Source organism: Avrilella dinanensis, from assembly GCF_002807015.1.
In the GTDB taxonomy this organism is placed as follows: Bacteria; Bacteroidota; Bacteroidia; order Flavobacteriales; family Flavobacteriaceae; genus Flavobacterium; species Flavobacterium dinanensis.
Genome location: NZ_NIPO01000001.1, coordinates 1,991,764 through 2,005,855, shown reverse-complemented (window position 1 = coordinate 2,005,855; position 14,092 = coordinate 1,991,764). Strand labels below are relative to the sequence as shown.

Sequence of the window (14,092 nt, the reverse complement as noted above, 5' to 3'; positions counted from 1 at the left end):
TTCAAAGGATAGCAGAGCTATCCTTTGAAAATTTGCCTTGTTCTTAAACAAAAATAACCTATAAACATTTTTACAATACAAATTAAACAGGCTCTTAATGTTTTCAGAAATCGCTAAAAAAACGCCTGACTTTCGCCAGACGTTTTCTTATTCTTTATTTTCAGTTAAGTAAGCATTCCGCCGTCAACATTGATTACCTGTCCGGTAATATATGCCGACATATCTGAAGCTAAAAACACACATGCGTTCGCTACATCTTCTGGTGTGCCGCCACGTTTCAACGGGATAGCATCTGTCCAGCCTTTTATTACTTCTTCGCCTAATTTTGCGGTCATTTCAGTTTCGATAAAACCAGGTGCGATTACATTACAACGAATATTTCTCGAACCTAATTCCAACGCTACCGATTTGGAGAAACCGATAACTCCGGCTTTGGACGCCGCATAATTAGCCTGTCCGGCATTTCCTTTCACGCCCACTACCGAACTCATGTTAATAATCGAGCCTTTTCTGTTTTTCAGCATAGTGCGTTGTACTGCTTTTGTCATATTAAAAACAGATTTCAGATTTACTTCAATCACTTTATCGAAATCTTCTTCGCCCATTCTCATCAAAAGGTTGTCTTTCGTAATTCCGGCATTGTTGATTAAAACATCAATATTTCCGAAATATTCCAGCACGTCATCAACAAATTTCTGTGCTTGTTCGAAATCTGCCGCATCAGATTGATAGCCTTTGGCTTTAACACCTAACTGCTGTAAATCATTTTCGAGCTGAGTCGCTGCCTCTACTGACGAGCTGTATGTAAACGCTACATTTGCTCCGTGCTGAGCAAACAACAAAGCTATTCCCTTACCGATTCCTCGTGTAGCTCCGGTAATAATTGCCGTTTTTCCTTCTAAAATTTTCATCTATATCTTATATATTAATCTATTCTTTCACAAATATAATAATAAAGTTGAAAGTCTATAATTTTTACAATTAAGATTATATGCGTGTTTCTAGTAGGGCAGAATTATTTCTTTTTGTTATGTATGCACTTCAAAAAATCCATTTTTCGATTATTTACTTTCTTTTATTTTTTCTTCCCCACCAAACCAAGAAACCAGTAATTGGTAGTGAAGCACAGACTAAACTACTAATAAAAGCAATTATTTTACCCCAAATACCTAAAACCGCCCCAATGTGGATATCATAATTTGCTGCTACAGCTTTTTGTCCTAAATTTTTATCGTTGTAATTATGGTTGTACAGCATTTCTCCTGTATTTTCATCAAAAATAACCTCGTGATTAATGTGATATGAATAGCTTAATTGTTTTACAAATACGGAGAAATAAGGATGTTCATGCTCATCTATATGTTCATGACCAAAATCAAGGGCATATCCATAGGCTTCAGGGTATAATTCTTCTACTTTTTTTGACATTTTTTCAAGTCTATCATCTACTCTTTCCTGTGCATTATATTCAACGTGATATTTAGAAAAATCAGGATATTCTGTTTTAAACCCTGAAAACACGAAGTAAATTAATGCTTGCATAAAGAAAAAGCTATAAAACAACCCTGTAATAGCAGCAATAATAGCAATAAATGAAGAATAAAAACCTAAAATACTATGCAAGTCATAATTTTTTCGTTTCCAATTTTTTATATTTTTCCACTGGAACCAAAATCGTTGTTTACGTGATTTTTTGTTTTTTGGCCACCAAAGAATAATTCCTGTGATGAGCATAATTACAAAAATCAAAGTCGGTATTCCGGTAATATACTTTCCCCAGTCAGATTGAAATAACAAACTCCAATGAACAAATTTTATAATATTGAAAAAGCTATTTTTCTCATCAAAACTTCCAACAATTTCTCCTGTAAAAGGATTGATATATACGGATTGATAAATCACAAATTCATCAAAATAATTCCAAGTATCCGGATTGCGTTCGTAATAATAAAATACGTAGTTCATATTTTTATTCATAGGAACGTTTACCCAATGTACTGGGTAATCAACCTTAGCATATTCATTTACTTTTTGCTCAAGTACTTTTAAAGGCAGTGTTTTTTTATTATCTATATCTATTTCCTTATTGTATATTACCTCTTTTCGGACAAGGTTAGTAATTTCTTCTTGAAAGGCATAAACAGCTCCGGTAATTGACACAATAAATATAATCAAACCTATAGACAAGCCTAACCATAAATGAAGTTTTGCTGTCCATTTCTTAAATTTGTTTTTCTTTTTTTTTCTGTTGGATTTAGTCATATTACATGAAGTGATAAAGGTTGAATACCCTTCCCTTACGAGTATTCAACCTTTAAATTATTTAACTAATTAATTAAGCTTATAGGTAACAGACCCGATTACACTGAGTGGTCTTTGTGGGTTGGCAGTAGTGAAACCTATCCAGTACTGTTCATCTGTTAGGTTATTAGCTCTAATAGCAAAACGCCATTGTTTTGTATCGTAATAAGCATTCGCATTTAATACAAAATAGGACGGGAGCGAAAATACGCCAAATTCAGATGAATTATATATTTTATTTTCATTTGCATAATTTCCTCCTAATCCTAAACCAATTCCTTTTAATGTGTTTTGGAATTCATAACCAATATAAAAGTTTGCTAATAACGGAGAGCCCGCGGTATTTGGTCTTAAATTTTTCACATCAGATGCAGCTTCAATATACTTACTTTCATTGTAACTAAAACCTGCTACTATTGTCAAACCATCAACCGGATAAGCTTTTACATCAATTTCAACACCTTTACTTTCCAATTCACCCGATTGTTCTGAAATAGCAATTCCGTCAATATATCCTCTAGTAAGTAATGTATTTTCTACTTTAATTTGATAGGCACTTAAGGTTGCTGACAATCTGCCGTTGAATAGATCTGTTTTAATCCCAGCTTCAATCTGATTAGCTTGTTCAGGATCTCCTAGTTCTTGTGTGAATTGGTCATCTACGGTGATATATCCTAAGTTAGTAAAGCTATTTTGATAATTAGCGAACAGTGAAAGTTCTTGAGGTATTACTTGATACACAGCTCCAAATTTTGGAGAGAAAAACAATTGTGAATACCCTTCGACATTACCACTCCAACTTACCGCATCATCAGCTTCCATTTGATCAGCTCTCAAAGAGGCCAATAAGTTAAAACGAGGTGTAACATTTAATACATTGGCGATGTAGGCACTATAAGTCTGGATCACTCCTACACTTGGATAATGCCATCCATTTTCTTGCATAGCTAAATCAACTGTTGACTTATTAAAGGTATTTCCATCAAAGGGCAAGGATGAACCGACAGGGTGAGCGGCAACACCGGTTACATTATAAAAATGGATATCATCATCTTTTCTTAAATAATCCAATCCTACTAACAATTTATTCTCCATATTTCCAATTTTAAAATTAAAATTGAAGTTTTGTTGAATCTCTAAGGTTTTACTCTTACTATTATCAGTAGACTGACTACTCAACAGTAATGAATTGCCTACAGCATCCGGATCTTGTAATAAACTTGCATTACTAATTAGGTAAATGTATGGCCCGTAACCATGTGAAAAACTATATGAAGTCGAGACACTAGTTGTGGAAATAATATTATCGGAAAACTTATAATTTACAGTTCCAAAAAAATTGGTAGAGATACTTTTTGTAGTCAATCCTTTACCCCAATAGGATTGATTATAATCAGCTCCTAAATCGCGAATATCTTTTCCATCTAAGCCTAAAGCTATAGGATTGTCATAAAGAAAAAACATTTGTTCGCCTACTGAAGTGCGGTTAAAATGTTCGAATTCAACATCTATCCTAAGTTTATCACTCGGAATAAAACTCAATACCGGTGAAAAGGCAAATTGACGATTGAATATATTAGGTTGAAATGATTTTTCGTTAACATAAGCTGTATTCATTCTGAATAGCAACTTATTATCATCTCTAAGCGGTAAATTAATATCGAAATGCCCTCTTCTATAATCATTACTACCTCCTGATAAGGTTACACTTCCCTTATAAAAATCAAATGGTTTTTTAGTTACCCTATTTATCACCCCGCCATAAGTAGTTAGAATTCCGCCAAACAAAGTTGCAGATGGACCTTTTATTATTTCTACTTTTTCGATATTAAAGGCATCCAATTCTGTAGAAACTATTCCTGACAAACCGTTTCTCAATGAATTATTGGTTGAAAAACCTCTTAGATTAACGAAAGTACCTCCATCTCCTGCTCGCCCGGTAGATTTCCACATCATCTGTAAACCCGGTACATTATTAAAAGCATCTTCTAACGTAAAAATCATCTGATTCTCCATCAAGCCTGCATTAATCACATTATACACTTGAGGATCTTCAATATTTTTCAAAGGCATCTTACTTGAATGCTTACTATTGTTATTTTGTATATGGATGATAATTTCATCTAATTCGGTCTGTAAACTATCTGGTTGTTTTTCCTGTGCAAAAGACGTAGTTACAGTTGCTAACATTAGAGTCCCTAATATTAAATATTTACTTTTCATTTCTGCTAAATTTATTTAGATTAATTAAACGCAAAAGTATTGTGTTTCATCAGATAGACCAAAATTTTTGTTAATTTTTTTTTAGGTTTTTTCGCACTTATTAAGATCCTGTAACACAATTAAAAACAAAAAAGCCGTTCGGATATCCAAACGGCTTATATTCTGTGGGCGATGAGGGATTCGAACCCCCGACCCTCTGGGTGTAAACCAGATGCTCTGAACCAACTGAGCTAATCGCCCGATTATGTTTTAATCGGTTTTTTATGAAATTAAATTTGTGTACTTTTTATTCTGTGGGCGATGAGGGATTCGAACCCCCGACCCTCTGGGTGTAAACCAGATGCTCTGAACCAACTGAGCTAATCGCCCGATTATGTTTTAATCGGTTTTTTATGAAATTAAATTTGTGTACTTTTTATTCTGTGGGCGATGAGGGATTCGAACCCCCGACCCTCTGGGTGTAAACCAGATGCTCTGAACCAACTGAGCTAATCGCCCTTCTGCATTAATGCGAGTGCAAATATAGAATGTTTTTTTTGATATGCAAATAAAAAAATAAAATTTATTTCAAAATCTCGGCGACGACAAAAGTGCTTCCTCCGATATAAATCATATCGTTTTTTGTGGCTAATTTCATTGCTTCTTCATATCCGGCTGAAACACAAGAACAAACCTCTCCTACAAAGCCGTAATTACGCATTTTCTCACTCAATACAAAAGCATCTAAACCTCTGGCGACATTTGGTCGCACGAAAAGATAATAAGCTGTTTTTGGTAGATAATCTACAATCGTATTGAGGTCTTTATCGTCCACAACACCAAGCACAATGTATAATTTATCAAAATTCTGCTGAGCAACCTGCTGCATTGTTTGTTGCAAACCGTGAGCATTGTGTGCTGTATCTGCTACCACCAGTGGCGATTCATTTAATACCTGCCACCTGCCAAGCAATTTGGTGTTTTTTACCACATTTGCTAAACCTTTCTTTATTGATTTTTCATCAATGGTTATTTGCTGGGCGAGTATTTTCAAAGCTGTCCGAACTGTCCGGATATTTTGCTGCTGATAATTTCCTTTTAAATCCGTTTGATATAAATTTGTTTGATTATTATCTTCAGCAAAATAAATCGATGCCTCATTTTTTTGAGCGATTTCTACAAACACTTTTTCTGTTTCCGTATGTTTCTCTCCAATAATTACCGGTATTTTAGGCTTGATAATTCCTGCTTTTTCGCCAGCAATTTTTCCCAAAGTATTACCCAAAACTGCCGTATGGTCTAATCCTATATTGGTAATGACCGACAATAATGGTGTGATTACATTCGTCGAATCCAACCGCCCGCCCATGCCTACTTCAATAACAGCTATATCTGTTTGCTGGTGGGCAAAATAATCAAACGCCATCACAACGGTTAATTCAAAAAAACTGATGGTGTTTTCTTCAATATATTGCTGATGTTTCTCAACAAAATCAATAACTGCCTGTTCCGGAATTTCTTCCCCGTTAATTTTTATCCGCTCTCTGAAGTCCTTGAGATGCGGAGAAGTATAAAGTCCTACTCGATAACCTTGTTCTTGCAAGACAGAAGCCATCATCGAAGAAACCGAGCCTTTACCATTGGTTCCTGCCACATGGACAGACTTAAACTGATGATGAGGATTCCCGACATGCGACAGAAAATTTTGTGTAGGCAGTAAAGATTTATTCAATGCTTTCGCCCCTATTTTCTGATACATCGGTAACCGGGCAAAAAGCCATTCGACCGTATTTTGATAATTCATTTATCCGCCTACTTTGAAGTTGATAACCACAAAACCTATCTGTGACGCCGGTGCATTATTATCCGGTTTCCACCTGAACGATTTGGCGGTTTTGATAGCAGGTTCTACCAAACAAGGTGCTGTGTTGGTCGTTCCTTTCAGGCTCCGTTCAGCATTGGTAACCATTCCTTGCCTGTTTACCGTAACCTGGACAACAACCGTTCCTGTTTCATTACAATCTGGTTTATAAGGTCTGTTAGAAACCAATGAACGTCCTTGTAATCCCCAGCTGGTGCCTCCACCTACACTTGTGCCCTGACCGCTACCATAGTAACTATTGGAATATTTACTACCGTCTTTACTTCCTTTGTTACCATCGACATTATCATCTCCGGCACCGCCGGCATTACCGGAAAGAATATTATTCAAGGCGTTGCTGGTCGAAGAACTTACTGTCTGGCGGGTTTGTTGCTGGGTGTTTTTGTTTGGTTTATCCGCACTTTTAACCGTTGTAGCTTGTTGCGTGTTCTGTGTAACAACTCTTTGTTCTGCCGGTTTTGATGCGGAAGAAGCAACTGCAGTTCGGGTTTCCGGTTGGTTTTCTACCACCTGAGCAACCTGTTGGTTTTGGTTACCTCGTCCTTTAGTAGAATCTCCAAAGCGAATCAGGATTTCCCCACCATTTTGCATAAACGGTTCTGGGTTACTGCTGAATTTAAACAAAAATACAACCAACAGCAGGATAGTAAATATCGAGCTGGTAATTAAAAATGATTTTCTTTCTGAATCAGTTCTCAGCATAATTAGTCTTTTGGTTCTACTGCCAGCACTACGTTATAATCGTTCCGATAGGCAATATCCATAATGGTTACCGCTTCTTCTATCGGCACGCCTTTAGCCACATGCAAAACAACATTTTTGTTTTCTTTATCTGCCAAAACCTGATGAAGCAGTTCTTCTATCTCTTCAACCGGAACTTTATTCTGGTCAATGAAAAAATCCAGATTCTCATTGATACTGATAGCTACTGTTTCCACCTGGTCTGTTTTACCATCTGATGAAGGCAGCACCAAATCCAAAGCATTGGTCTGGCTCATCGTTGTGAGTAGCACAATGAAGAAAATCAGCAAAAGAAATATGATGTCGGTCATGGACGACATATTAAATTCTGCTGTAACCTTATTATTACTTTTAATCTTCATTAGGCAGGTTCGTTTAGTAAATCAAAAAACATGGCGGCTTCGTTCTCCAGTTTCTGTCCGAATCGGCTGATTTTACCTACCAGCACATTATAACCTACATAGGCGATAATTCCGACAATCAGTCCGAAAACCGTAGTCATCATTGCGGTATAAACACCTTCGGCAAGCACCCCCATATTAATCTTGGCTCCGCCTTGCTCTGCCATTTCGTGAAACGCCATAACCATTCCGACAACCGTTCCCAGAAATCCTGTCATTGGTCCCGCTCCGGATAAAGTTGCCAGAATATTCAGGTTTTTTTCCAGCTTATAAACCTCTTGATTCCCTTGGTTTTCCATTGCCATATTGATATCTTCAATCGGTTTACCGATACGGCTGATTCCTTTTTCAATCATTCTCGCTGCGGAAGAATTGGAAGATTTACAGAACATTTTTGCCTCATCAATTTTCCCTTGAGATAACAAAATTTTGACCTGATTTATAAAATCATTGTCTGACTTTGTTGTCTTTTTTATCACTAACCACCTTTCTATATACAGATATATGGCAATAAATAACATAATAAAAATAATAACCATTAGAATCTGCCCTATTATCCCTCCGCTGAAAATGATGTCTATCAACTTGGTTTCTGATTCTGCCGGGGTTCCATTCATTGCGTTAACAGCCTGATTTAAAGAATCGTTAACAACTTGAGCCGTGTCTTGCATACGTTATAATTTGTTGGTTAGTTTATCTGATTTTTCCTGCAATTATTATACCAATTGTTTTAAAGCATTTTCAAAAGCCGTGGCAGAAACATTGATTTTTTCCGGATTAGCGGCATATACATCTGCAATCGCTCTTTTAATGGTATTAGATGTATCTTCAAACACTTTGGTATCGTTCATCGGTACTCTCGATTCCATGAAATAAGCAAAAACACGCGCCATTCCGCAATTGGAAATAAAATCAGGAATCAAGCTGATTTTTGCATCTACATATTCCATAATCGGTCCGAAGAAAATTTCTTTGTCTGCAAACGGCACATTAGCTCCGCACGTAATCACTTCCAACCCGGCATTAATCATCGCATCAACCTGTTCTTTGGTAATCAAACGCGATGCGGCACACGGTGCGAAAACCTCAGCACCAATTGACCAGATTTTCTCATTGATTTCTGCAAAAGGAATCATATTTTCAGCCACCAATGTATTTCCTTTTTTATTCAGGAATAGGTTTTTAATTTCTTCAAATGAATATCCGTTCGGGTTTAAAATTCCGCCATCGCGGTCAATGATTCCGACCACTTTCGCTCCCATTTGAGCAAAATAATACGCTGCTGCCGAACCTACGTTTCCGAATCCTTGCACAATTACTTTTTTGCCTGCAATCGAACCTTTGGAAACTTCGTAGAAATGACGAGCTGCTTCAGCCACACCAAATCCGGTAATCAAATCAGCTACTTTTATTTTTTTAGACGCATCGGGTGTATATTTGGTATCCAAAACCTCCAGCAAGACTCCTTGACGCAACTGCCCGATTCGGTTAATTTTCTCTGCCTCAGTCGGCTTGAAATGCCCGTTAAAAACACCTTCCTGCGGGTGCCACAAACCACAATCTTCGGTCATTGGGATAACTTCGTGGATTTCGTCCACATTCAAATCACCACCTGTTCCATAATAATTTTTCAATAACGGGAAAACCGCCTGATACCAACGACGCAAAACACCTTCTTTTCTTGGGTCGTTCGGGTCAAAGTTGATTCCGGATTTTGCTCCGCCAATTGCCGGTCCGGCTACGGTAAATTTCACTTCCATGGTTTTTGCCAAAGAAAGCACTTCATTCATATCCAACCCTTTACGCATACGCGTTCCTCCTCCGGCAGCTCCGCCACGCAAAGAATTAATTACTGTCCAACCTTCGGCTTCTGTTTCAGGGTCTGACCAATGGAACACAACTTCCGGTTTTTTATCTTCGAATTTCTTTAATAAATCTTTCATTTTATTTGGTTATTTTTTATGCTTATTAATTTAAGACACAAATATAATCGAATCAAACAGAATTATACAATATTGATTGATTAAACTTTGAGAGTTAAATAGTTTTTAGTATTTTAGTTTGCAAAATCAAGTAGCAAATATTATGACTCCTCAGAATAATCCAGAACAATCTCAATACAAGATGTACGATATTGATGAGATAAAAAAGCGTTATCAGGGTTTTTCTGACATCAAAATTAAACGAATCGCTCGAAACGAATCGAAACAACTAAGACCAGAGATACGAGAAATTTTAAAAGATGAAATCCAAAAACGGAAGCTTAATAAAAATCTACTCACGTGGATATATGCAGAAAATGACACATTAACTGATTTTGAAAAACAATCCTTATTCAGAAAAATAGAGAACCTTAAATGTCCGAATTGCAACAAAAAAAGAAACAAATTAATCGCACAGGAATTCAATACAGTTGTATCCGTAATTCTATGGTGTAAAAACACCACTCAAAATAAAATACTATGTCACTATTGCAGTAAAAACCTAAAACTTAAGTCATTTTTGATTACTATACTAACCGGATGGTGGTCAAGAACAGGTTTTTTGTTAACCCCTTACACTTTGGCAAAAGACATTATCAACCTATCTTATCAGAGAAAAATAAATAACCGAATAATCTCAGAATTTATTGAGTATAATAATGGAATATTTCGGTTATATGGAACAGATGACGAAACCGTTTTTAATCTGATTTCTAGATATAATGACAATGATCTTGAAACAAAAGACAACTCCAAAGAAAAACAATGAAATTATACAAACCTTTATTTTCGATAATTATTATTCTAACACAACTGATATTGTCATTAACAGATTATTACAACTACATAAAATGGGAAAAGGACAATCTCAATTCGCTGATTTGTCGTCCGTTTCACGGAGATAGCTTGTTCTGTTTTGTTTTAATCATCGGGTTATATGAAATGTTAACCAAACCGGGCGGGTTCAAAAAAATTATCAGAATTTTATTGATTGTCACTCTATTAGGCACACAATTTTCTTATCTCATTCCAATTAATGATTTTTATTTTGGTGTTTACAATACTGCGTGGTTTTCTGCAATTATTGCTTTAATATTGATTACAGTAAAATTCTTAAAAGCAATTATAAAAACAAAAAAAAGAAACTATCCGAAGATAATTTCTTTTTGACTAAGAGCGGAAGACGAGGGTCGAACTCGCGACATTCAGCTTGGAAGGCTGACGCTCTACCAACTGAGCTACTTCCGCTTATTCTTAATTTGTGGGTGCAAATATATACACAAAATTGAAACCTGCAAAATATTCTATAAAAAAAATTTAGCTTTTCATTCGTTTTGCCTCTGTTTTAAAATTATATCTATTATCTTTGTAATTTAAAATTATTCTACATTAATCAGTTAATAGCTTAATATTCAAATCATGACACTAAATAAAAAAGACATTTTGGAAGCTTTGGAAACCATAACCGTTGCCGGCGAAGGTAAAAATATGGTAGAAAGCGGAGCTATACAGAATGTTGTTATTCTCGGCGACGAAGTAGTGGTGGACGTGAAACTCAACAATCCTGCACTACACGTAAGAAAAAGAGTTGAAGTAGATATACTTAAAACCATTCACGAAAAGGTTTACGAAAAAGCCAAAATAAAAGTAAACATCAAGGTAGAAGCTCCTGAAAAAAACGAAATCAAAGGTCAGCCGATTCCGGGCATACAAAATATCATTGCCGTTTCTTCCGGAAAAGGAGGAGTAGGAAAATCAACCGTAACAGCTAATCTAGCGGTTACTTTAGCCGAAATGGGATTCAAAGTCGGGGTGCTGGACGCAGATATTTACGGTCCGTCCATGCCGATTATGTTTGACGTAGAACGTTCCAAGCCCGTTTCCGTTCAGGTAAATGGCCGTTCAAAAATGAAACCGATTACCAGCTACGGAATTGAATTATTATCAATCGGATTCTTTACTGCACCCGACCAAGCGGTAATATGGCGTGGGCCAATGGCTTCCAAAGCCTTAAACCAGATGATTTTTGATGCCGACTGGGGAGAGCTGGATTTCTTGCTGATTGATTTACCACCGGGTACAGGCGATATTCATTTGTCCATCATGCAGGCTTTACCGGTTACCGGTGCGGTTGTCGTCAGCACTCCGCAGGCAGTTGCATTGGCTGATGCCAAAAAAGGTGTGTCGATGTTTACTTCCGAAAGTATCAATGTACCTGTTTTGGGAATCATTGAAAATATGGCATATTTCACACCGGCTGAATTACCAGACAACAAATATTACATCTTCGGACAGGAAGGAGCCAAAAACCTGGCAGCCGATTTACAAGTTCCGTTTCTCGGAGAAGTGCCGTTGGTGCAAAGTATCCGCGAGGCAGGAGATTACGGTCGTCCGGCAGCATTACAGGGAAATTCGCCCGTAGCTAACGCTTTCGTGGAAATTGCCCGAAACATAGCGGAAGAAGTAGTTCAAAGAAACGAAAACCTCCCTCCTACCGAGGCGATAAAAATAACGACTATGGCGGGTTGTTCTGCCGTAAAAAAATAAAATGATGATGACAACTTCAGAAAATATACGTAAAAATGTAGAAAAAGCCTTAGACGAAATCAGACCGTTTTTGATTTCGGACGGAGGAGATATCAACCTGATTGCGATTGAAGACGATAAAAAAGTAATTGTGGAATTAATCGGAAACTGTTCAGCTTGCAGCGTAAACCAAATGACGCTGAAAGCTGGTGTGGAAACAACCATTAAAAAATATGCACCTGAAATAGAAACAGTTGAAAATATTTCTTCGCTCAACGCCATACAAAGAACAGATAATATCCAATAAAATATGATTTCTACAGATATAATTATCATAGGAGCCGGTCCGACAGGATTATTTGCTGTTTTCGAGGCCGGATTACTAAAAATGCGATGCCACCTGATTGACGGTTTACCTCAGCCGGGCGGACAGCTGACCGAACTTTACCCCAAAAAACCTATTTTTGATATTCCGGGATACCCTTCTGTCGGAGCATCGGAACTGGTTGATAATCTGATGGAGCAAATCAAGCAGTTTGAACCGGGGTTTACCTTAAACGAGGTGGCTGAAAGTATTGACAAACTGGAAGACGGCACTTTTATCGTAACGACCAACAAAGGCACCAGACACCATGGAAAAGCAGTCGCTATTGCCGGAGGACTGGGTAGTTTTGAACCCCGCAAACCGGTATTAGATAATCTGGATTTTTATGAGGATAAAGGTATCGAATATTTTGTCAAAAATCCGGAGCAATTCCGGGACAAAAATGTAGTGATTGCCGGTGGTGGCGACTCTGCTCTGGACTGGACGATTTATCTGGCTGATATTGCCAAAAATCTTACGCTTGTTCACAGACGAAACGAGTTCAGAGGTGCTTTGGATTCAGTTGAAAAAGTACAGGAACTGAAAAAGCAAGGCAAAATCAATCTGATTACCCCTGCCGAAGTAGAACAGCTACACGGAGAAAGCCGGCTGGAAGCGATTTCACTAAAAATTGACGGAGGAGAAATCCAAAAAATAGATACCGATTACCTCATTCCATTATTCGGATTAACGCCTAAGCTCGGACCTATTGCCAGCTGGGGATTAGAAATTGAGAAAAACGCCATCAAAGTAAACAACGCTTTGGATTACCAAACAAATATAGAAGGCATTTATGCGATTGGCGACATCAATATTTATCCGGGAAAATTAAAATTGATTTTATGTGGTTTCCACGAGGCTACCTTGATGTGCCAAAGTGTTTACAACCGTTTGAATCCGGGCAAGAAATATGTACTGAAATACACCACCGTTTCCGGCATAGACGGATTTGACGGTACGCGTAAAGAAGCTGAAAAAGCCGTTGTTAAAGCGATTGATTAGCAATCTGCTCAACAATTAAAAACCGCCTTGATTTAATATCGAGGCGGTTTTTCAATTCGTATTGTTTTATTTTATATTCCAATAGGAATTTCCCTACTTGCTTTTGTTGATAATAGATACTAATTTTTCTACATTCCACTCAGTGCCAGTACTTATTGAATGATTACAATTTGTCGATTCTTGATTTTCAACAAACTCATCTTTAGGACAAGCTTTGCAACCTATAATTCTCCCCCATTCATCTTGTTCAAAACCACATTTATCACAGTTTACACCTTCGCATTTATGCGTGAAGAACAACGATGAGTCTGCAATTACTATATAAAGGCTGTCGTTATTTTTAACCAAATTAGCAACTAAAGCCATGAGTTCATCAGTATTGTTTTCTTTACCAACAATGTTTAAGAAGGCTTCTTCCTCGTTTTGTTCTGGATTATAAAAATGACCTAACTGGATATCTTCTACTTTGGTATAAAATCCATCAGCAATCAAGTTCTTTTTTAAATCATCTGTGTCAAACAAAGGTTGAACCTCATCATTAACCATTGTGGCTACAGCTACTCTGTCTAAACTTTCTTTATGTTTACATGCTACGAAACTTAGACCTAACAGCAAAATTGATATAATTTTCAATGCGTAGTTTTTATTTTTTTTCATATGCTAAATAAGGATATATTGATGGAATAATACT

Annotated in this window: 14 protein-coding genes and 4 tRNA genes; 5 read left to right on the top strand and 13 right to left on the bottom strand. The window is 37.0% G+C overall.

Going from position 1 to position 14,092, the window contains the following annotated elements:
• Positions 1-164 precede the first annotated feature (164 nt).
• The 11 genes from fabG to CDL10_RS09670 all read right to left on the bottom strand — a co-directional run bounded on the left by fabG (position 165) and on the right by CDL10_RS09670 (position 9,470).
• Positions 165-911 (bottom strand): 3-oxoacyl-[acyl-carrier-protein] reductase, encoded by a 747-nt coding sequence (fabG, locus tag CDL10_RS09720; RefSeq protein WP_100678343.1) that lies wholly within the window; start codon positions 909-911, stop codon positions 165-167.
• 154 nt (positions 912-1,065) lie between these two features.
• On the bottom strand, positions 1,066-2,262 hold the full coding sequence (locus tag CDL10_RS09715) for a PepSY-associated TM helix domain-containing protein (RefSeq protein ID WP_100678342.1): 1,197 nt from the start codon (positions 2,260-2,262) through the stop codon (positions 1,066-1,068).
• A gap of 69 nt (positions 2,263-2,331) precedes the next feature.
• Positions 2,332-4,524: a TonB-dependent siderophore receptor gene (locus tag CDL10_RS09710; RefSeq protein ID WP_100678341.1), complete on the bottom strand. Its 2,193-nt coding sequence runs from the start codon at positions 4,522-4,524 to the stop codon at positions 2,332-2,334.
• A 165-nt stretch (positions 4,525-4,689) separates the two neighbouring features.
• Positions 4,690-4,764, bottom strand: a tRNA-Val gene (locus CDL10_RS09705).
• A gap of 54 nt (positions 4,765-4,818) precedes the next feature.
• Positions 4,819-4,893, bottom strand: a tRNA-Val gene (locus CDL10_RS09700).
• A gap of 54 nt (positions 4,894-4,947) precedes the next feature.
• Positions 4,948-5,022, bottom strand: a tRNA-Val gene (locus CDL10_RS09695).
• A gap of 64 nt (positions 5,023-5,086) precedes the next feature.
• Positions 5,087-6,307 carry a bifunctional folylpolyglutamate synthase/dihydrofolate synthase gene (locus CDL10_RS09690; protein ID WP_100678340.1) on the bottom strand — a complete coding sequence of 407 codons (1,221 nt, stop codon included), beginning with the start codon at positions 6,305-6,307 and terminating at the stop codon, positions 5,087-5,089.
• Positions 6,308-7,087, bottom strand: a complete 780-nt coding sequence (locus tag CDL10_RS09685; RefSeq protein WP_100678339.1) for an energy transducer TonB — start codon at positions 7,085-7,087, stop codon at positions 6,308-6,310.
• 2 nt (positions 7,088-7,089) lie between these two features.
• Positions 7,090-7,488, bottom strand: coding sequence for an ExbD/TolR family protein (locus tag CDL10_RS09680; RefSeq protein WP_100678338.1), 399 nt, complete (start codon positions 7,486-7,488; stop codon positions 7,090-7,092).
• Positions 7,488-8,198: a MotA/TolQ/ExbB proton channel family protein gene (locus CDL10_RS09675; protein WP_100678337.1), complete on the bottom strand. Its 711-nt coding sequence runs from the start codon at positions 8,196-8,198 to the stop codon at positions 7,488-7,490. Before CDL10_RS09675 ends, CDL10_RS09680 begins: the two co-directional genes overlap by 1 nt.
• 45 nt (positions 8,199-8,243) lie before the next feature.
• Positions 8,244-9,470 carry a Glu/Leu/Phe/Val dehydrogenase dimerization domain-containing protein gene (locus CDL10_RS09670; RefSeq protein WP_100678336.1) on the bottom strand — a complete coding sequence of 409 codons (1,227 nt, stop codon included), beginning with the start codon at positions 9,468-9,470 and terminating at the stop codon, positions 8,244-8,246.
• Between the two features lie 118 nt (positions 9,471-9,588).
• Here CDL10_RS09670 and CDL10_RS09665 point away from each other — a divergent pair, with 118 nt between their 5' ends.
• Together CDL10_RS09665 and CDL10_RS09660 are read left to right on the top strand one after the other, a co-directional pair.
• On the top strand, positions 9,589-10,278 hold the full coding sequence (locus CDL10_RS09665) for a hypothetical protein (protein ID WP_243389329.1): 690 nt from the start codon (positions 9,589-9,591) through the stop codon (positions 10,276-10,278).
• Positions 10,275-10,679 carry a hypothetical protein gene (locus tag CDL10_RS09660; protein WP_100678335.1) on the top strand — a complete coding sequence of 135 codons (405 nt, stop codon included), beginning with the start codon at positions 10,275-10,277 and terminating at the stop codon, positions 10,677-10,679. Before CDL10_RS09665 ends, CDL10_RS09660 begins: the two co-directional genes overlap by 4 nt.
• A 5-nt stretch (positions 10,680-10,684) precedes the next feature.
• On the opposite strand, the gene CDL10_RS09655 is transcribed toward CDL10_RS09660, so the two are convergent.
• Positions 10,685-10,757: transfer RNA gene (locus CDL10_RS09655), tRNA-Gly, on the bottom strand.
• A gap of 171 nt (positions 10,758-10,928) precedes the next feature.
• On the opposite strand from CDL10_RS09655, the gene CDL10_RS09650 reads away from it, so the two are divergent.
• The 3 genes from CDL10_RS09650 to CDL10_RS09640 are packed head-to-tail and all read left to right on the top strand — an operon-like array spanning position 10,929 to position 13,401.
• The gene (locus tag CDL10_RS09650; protein ID WP_100678334.1) at positions 10,929-12,056 is read left to right on the top strand and encodes an Mrp/NBP35 family ATP-binding protein; all 1,128 of its coding nucleotides are present in this window, start codon (positions 10,929-10,931) and stop codon (positions 12,054-12,056) included.
• Position 12,057: 1 nt separating this feature from the next.
• The gene (locus tag CDL10_RS09645) at positions 12,058-12,342 is read left to right on the top strand and encodes a NifU family protein (protein ID WP_243389328.1); all 285 of its coding nucleotides are present in this window, start codon (positions 12,058-12,060) and stop codon (positions 12,340-12,342) included.
• Positions 12,343-12,345: 3 nt separating this feature from the next.
• The gene (locus tag CDL10_RS09640) at positions 12,346-13,401 is read left to right on the top strand and encodes an NAD(P)/FAD-dependent oxidoreductase (RefSeq protein WP_100678333.1); all 1,056 of its coding nucleotides are present in this window, start codon (positions 12,346-12,348) and stop codon (positions 13,399-13,401) included.
• Positions 13,402-13,494: 93 nt separating this feature from the next.
• Here CDL10_RS09640 and CDL10_RS09635 read toward each other — a convergent pair whose 3' ends face one another.
• Positions 13,495-14,058 (bottom strand): hypothetical protein, encoded by a 564-nt coding sequence (locus CDL10_RS09635; protein WP_100678332.1) that lies wholly within the window; start codon positions 14,056-14,058, stop codon positions 13,495-13,497.
• Positions 14,059-14,092 lie beyond the last annotated feature (34 nt).

Excerpts from the sequence above, each read along its gene's own strand:
- fabG (WP_100678343.1), bottom strand. The coding sequence starts at position 911 with ATGAAAATTTTAGAAGGAAAAACGGCAATTATTACCGGAGCTACACGA.
- CDL10_RS09715 (WP_100678342.1), bottom strand. The coding sequence starts at position 2,262 with ATGACTAAATCCAACAGAAAAAAAAAGAAAAACAAATTTAAGAAATGG.
- CDL10_RS09710 (WP_100678341.1), bottom strand. The coding sequence starts at position 4,524 with ATGAAAAGTAAATATTTAATATTAGGGACTCTAATGTTAGCAACTGTA.
- CDL10_RS09690 (WP_100678340.1), bottom strand. The coding sequence starts at position 6,307 with ATGAATTATCAAAATACGGTCGAATGGCTTTTTGCCCGGTTACCGATG.
- CDL10_RS09685 (WP_100678339.1), bottom strand. The coding sequence starts at position 7,087 with ATGCTGAGAACTGATTCAGAAAGAAAATCATTTTTAATTACCAGCTCG.
- CDL10_RS09680 (WP_100678338.1), bottom strand. The coding sequence starts at position 7,488 with ATGAAGATTAAAAGTAATAATAAGGTTACAGCAGAATTTAATATGTCG.
- CDL10_RS09675 (WP_100678337.1), bottom strand. The coding sequence starts at position 8,198 with ATGCAAGACACGGCTCAAGTTGTTAACGATTCTTTAAATCAGGCTGTT.
- CDL10_RS09670 (WP_100678336.1), bottom strand. The coding sequence starts at position 9,470 with ATGAAAGATTTATTAAAGAAATTCGAAGATAAAAAACCGGAAGTTGTG.
- CDL10_RS09660 (WP_100678335.1), top strand. The coding sequence starts at position 10,275 with ATGAAATTATACAAACCTTTATTTTCGATAATTATTATTCTAACACAA.
- CDL10_RS09650 (WP_100678334.1), top strand. The coding sequence starts at position 10,929 with ATGACACTAAATAAAAAAGACATTTTGGAAGCTTTGGAAACCATAACC.
- CDL10_RS09645 (WP_243389328.1), top strand. The coding sequence starts at position 12,058 with ATGATGATGACAACTTCAGAAAATATACGTAAAAATGTAGAAAAAGCC.
- CDL10_RS09640 (WP_100678333.1), top strand. The coding sequence starts at position 12,346 with ATGATTTCTACAGATATAATTATCATAGGAGCCGGTCCGACAGGATTA.
- CDL10_RS09635 (WP_100678332.1), bottom strand. The coding sequence starts at position 14,058 with ATGAAAAAAAATAAAAACTACGCATTGAAAATTATATCAATTTTGCTG.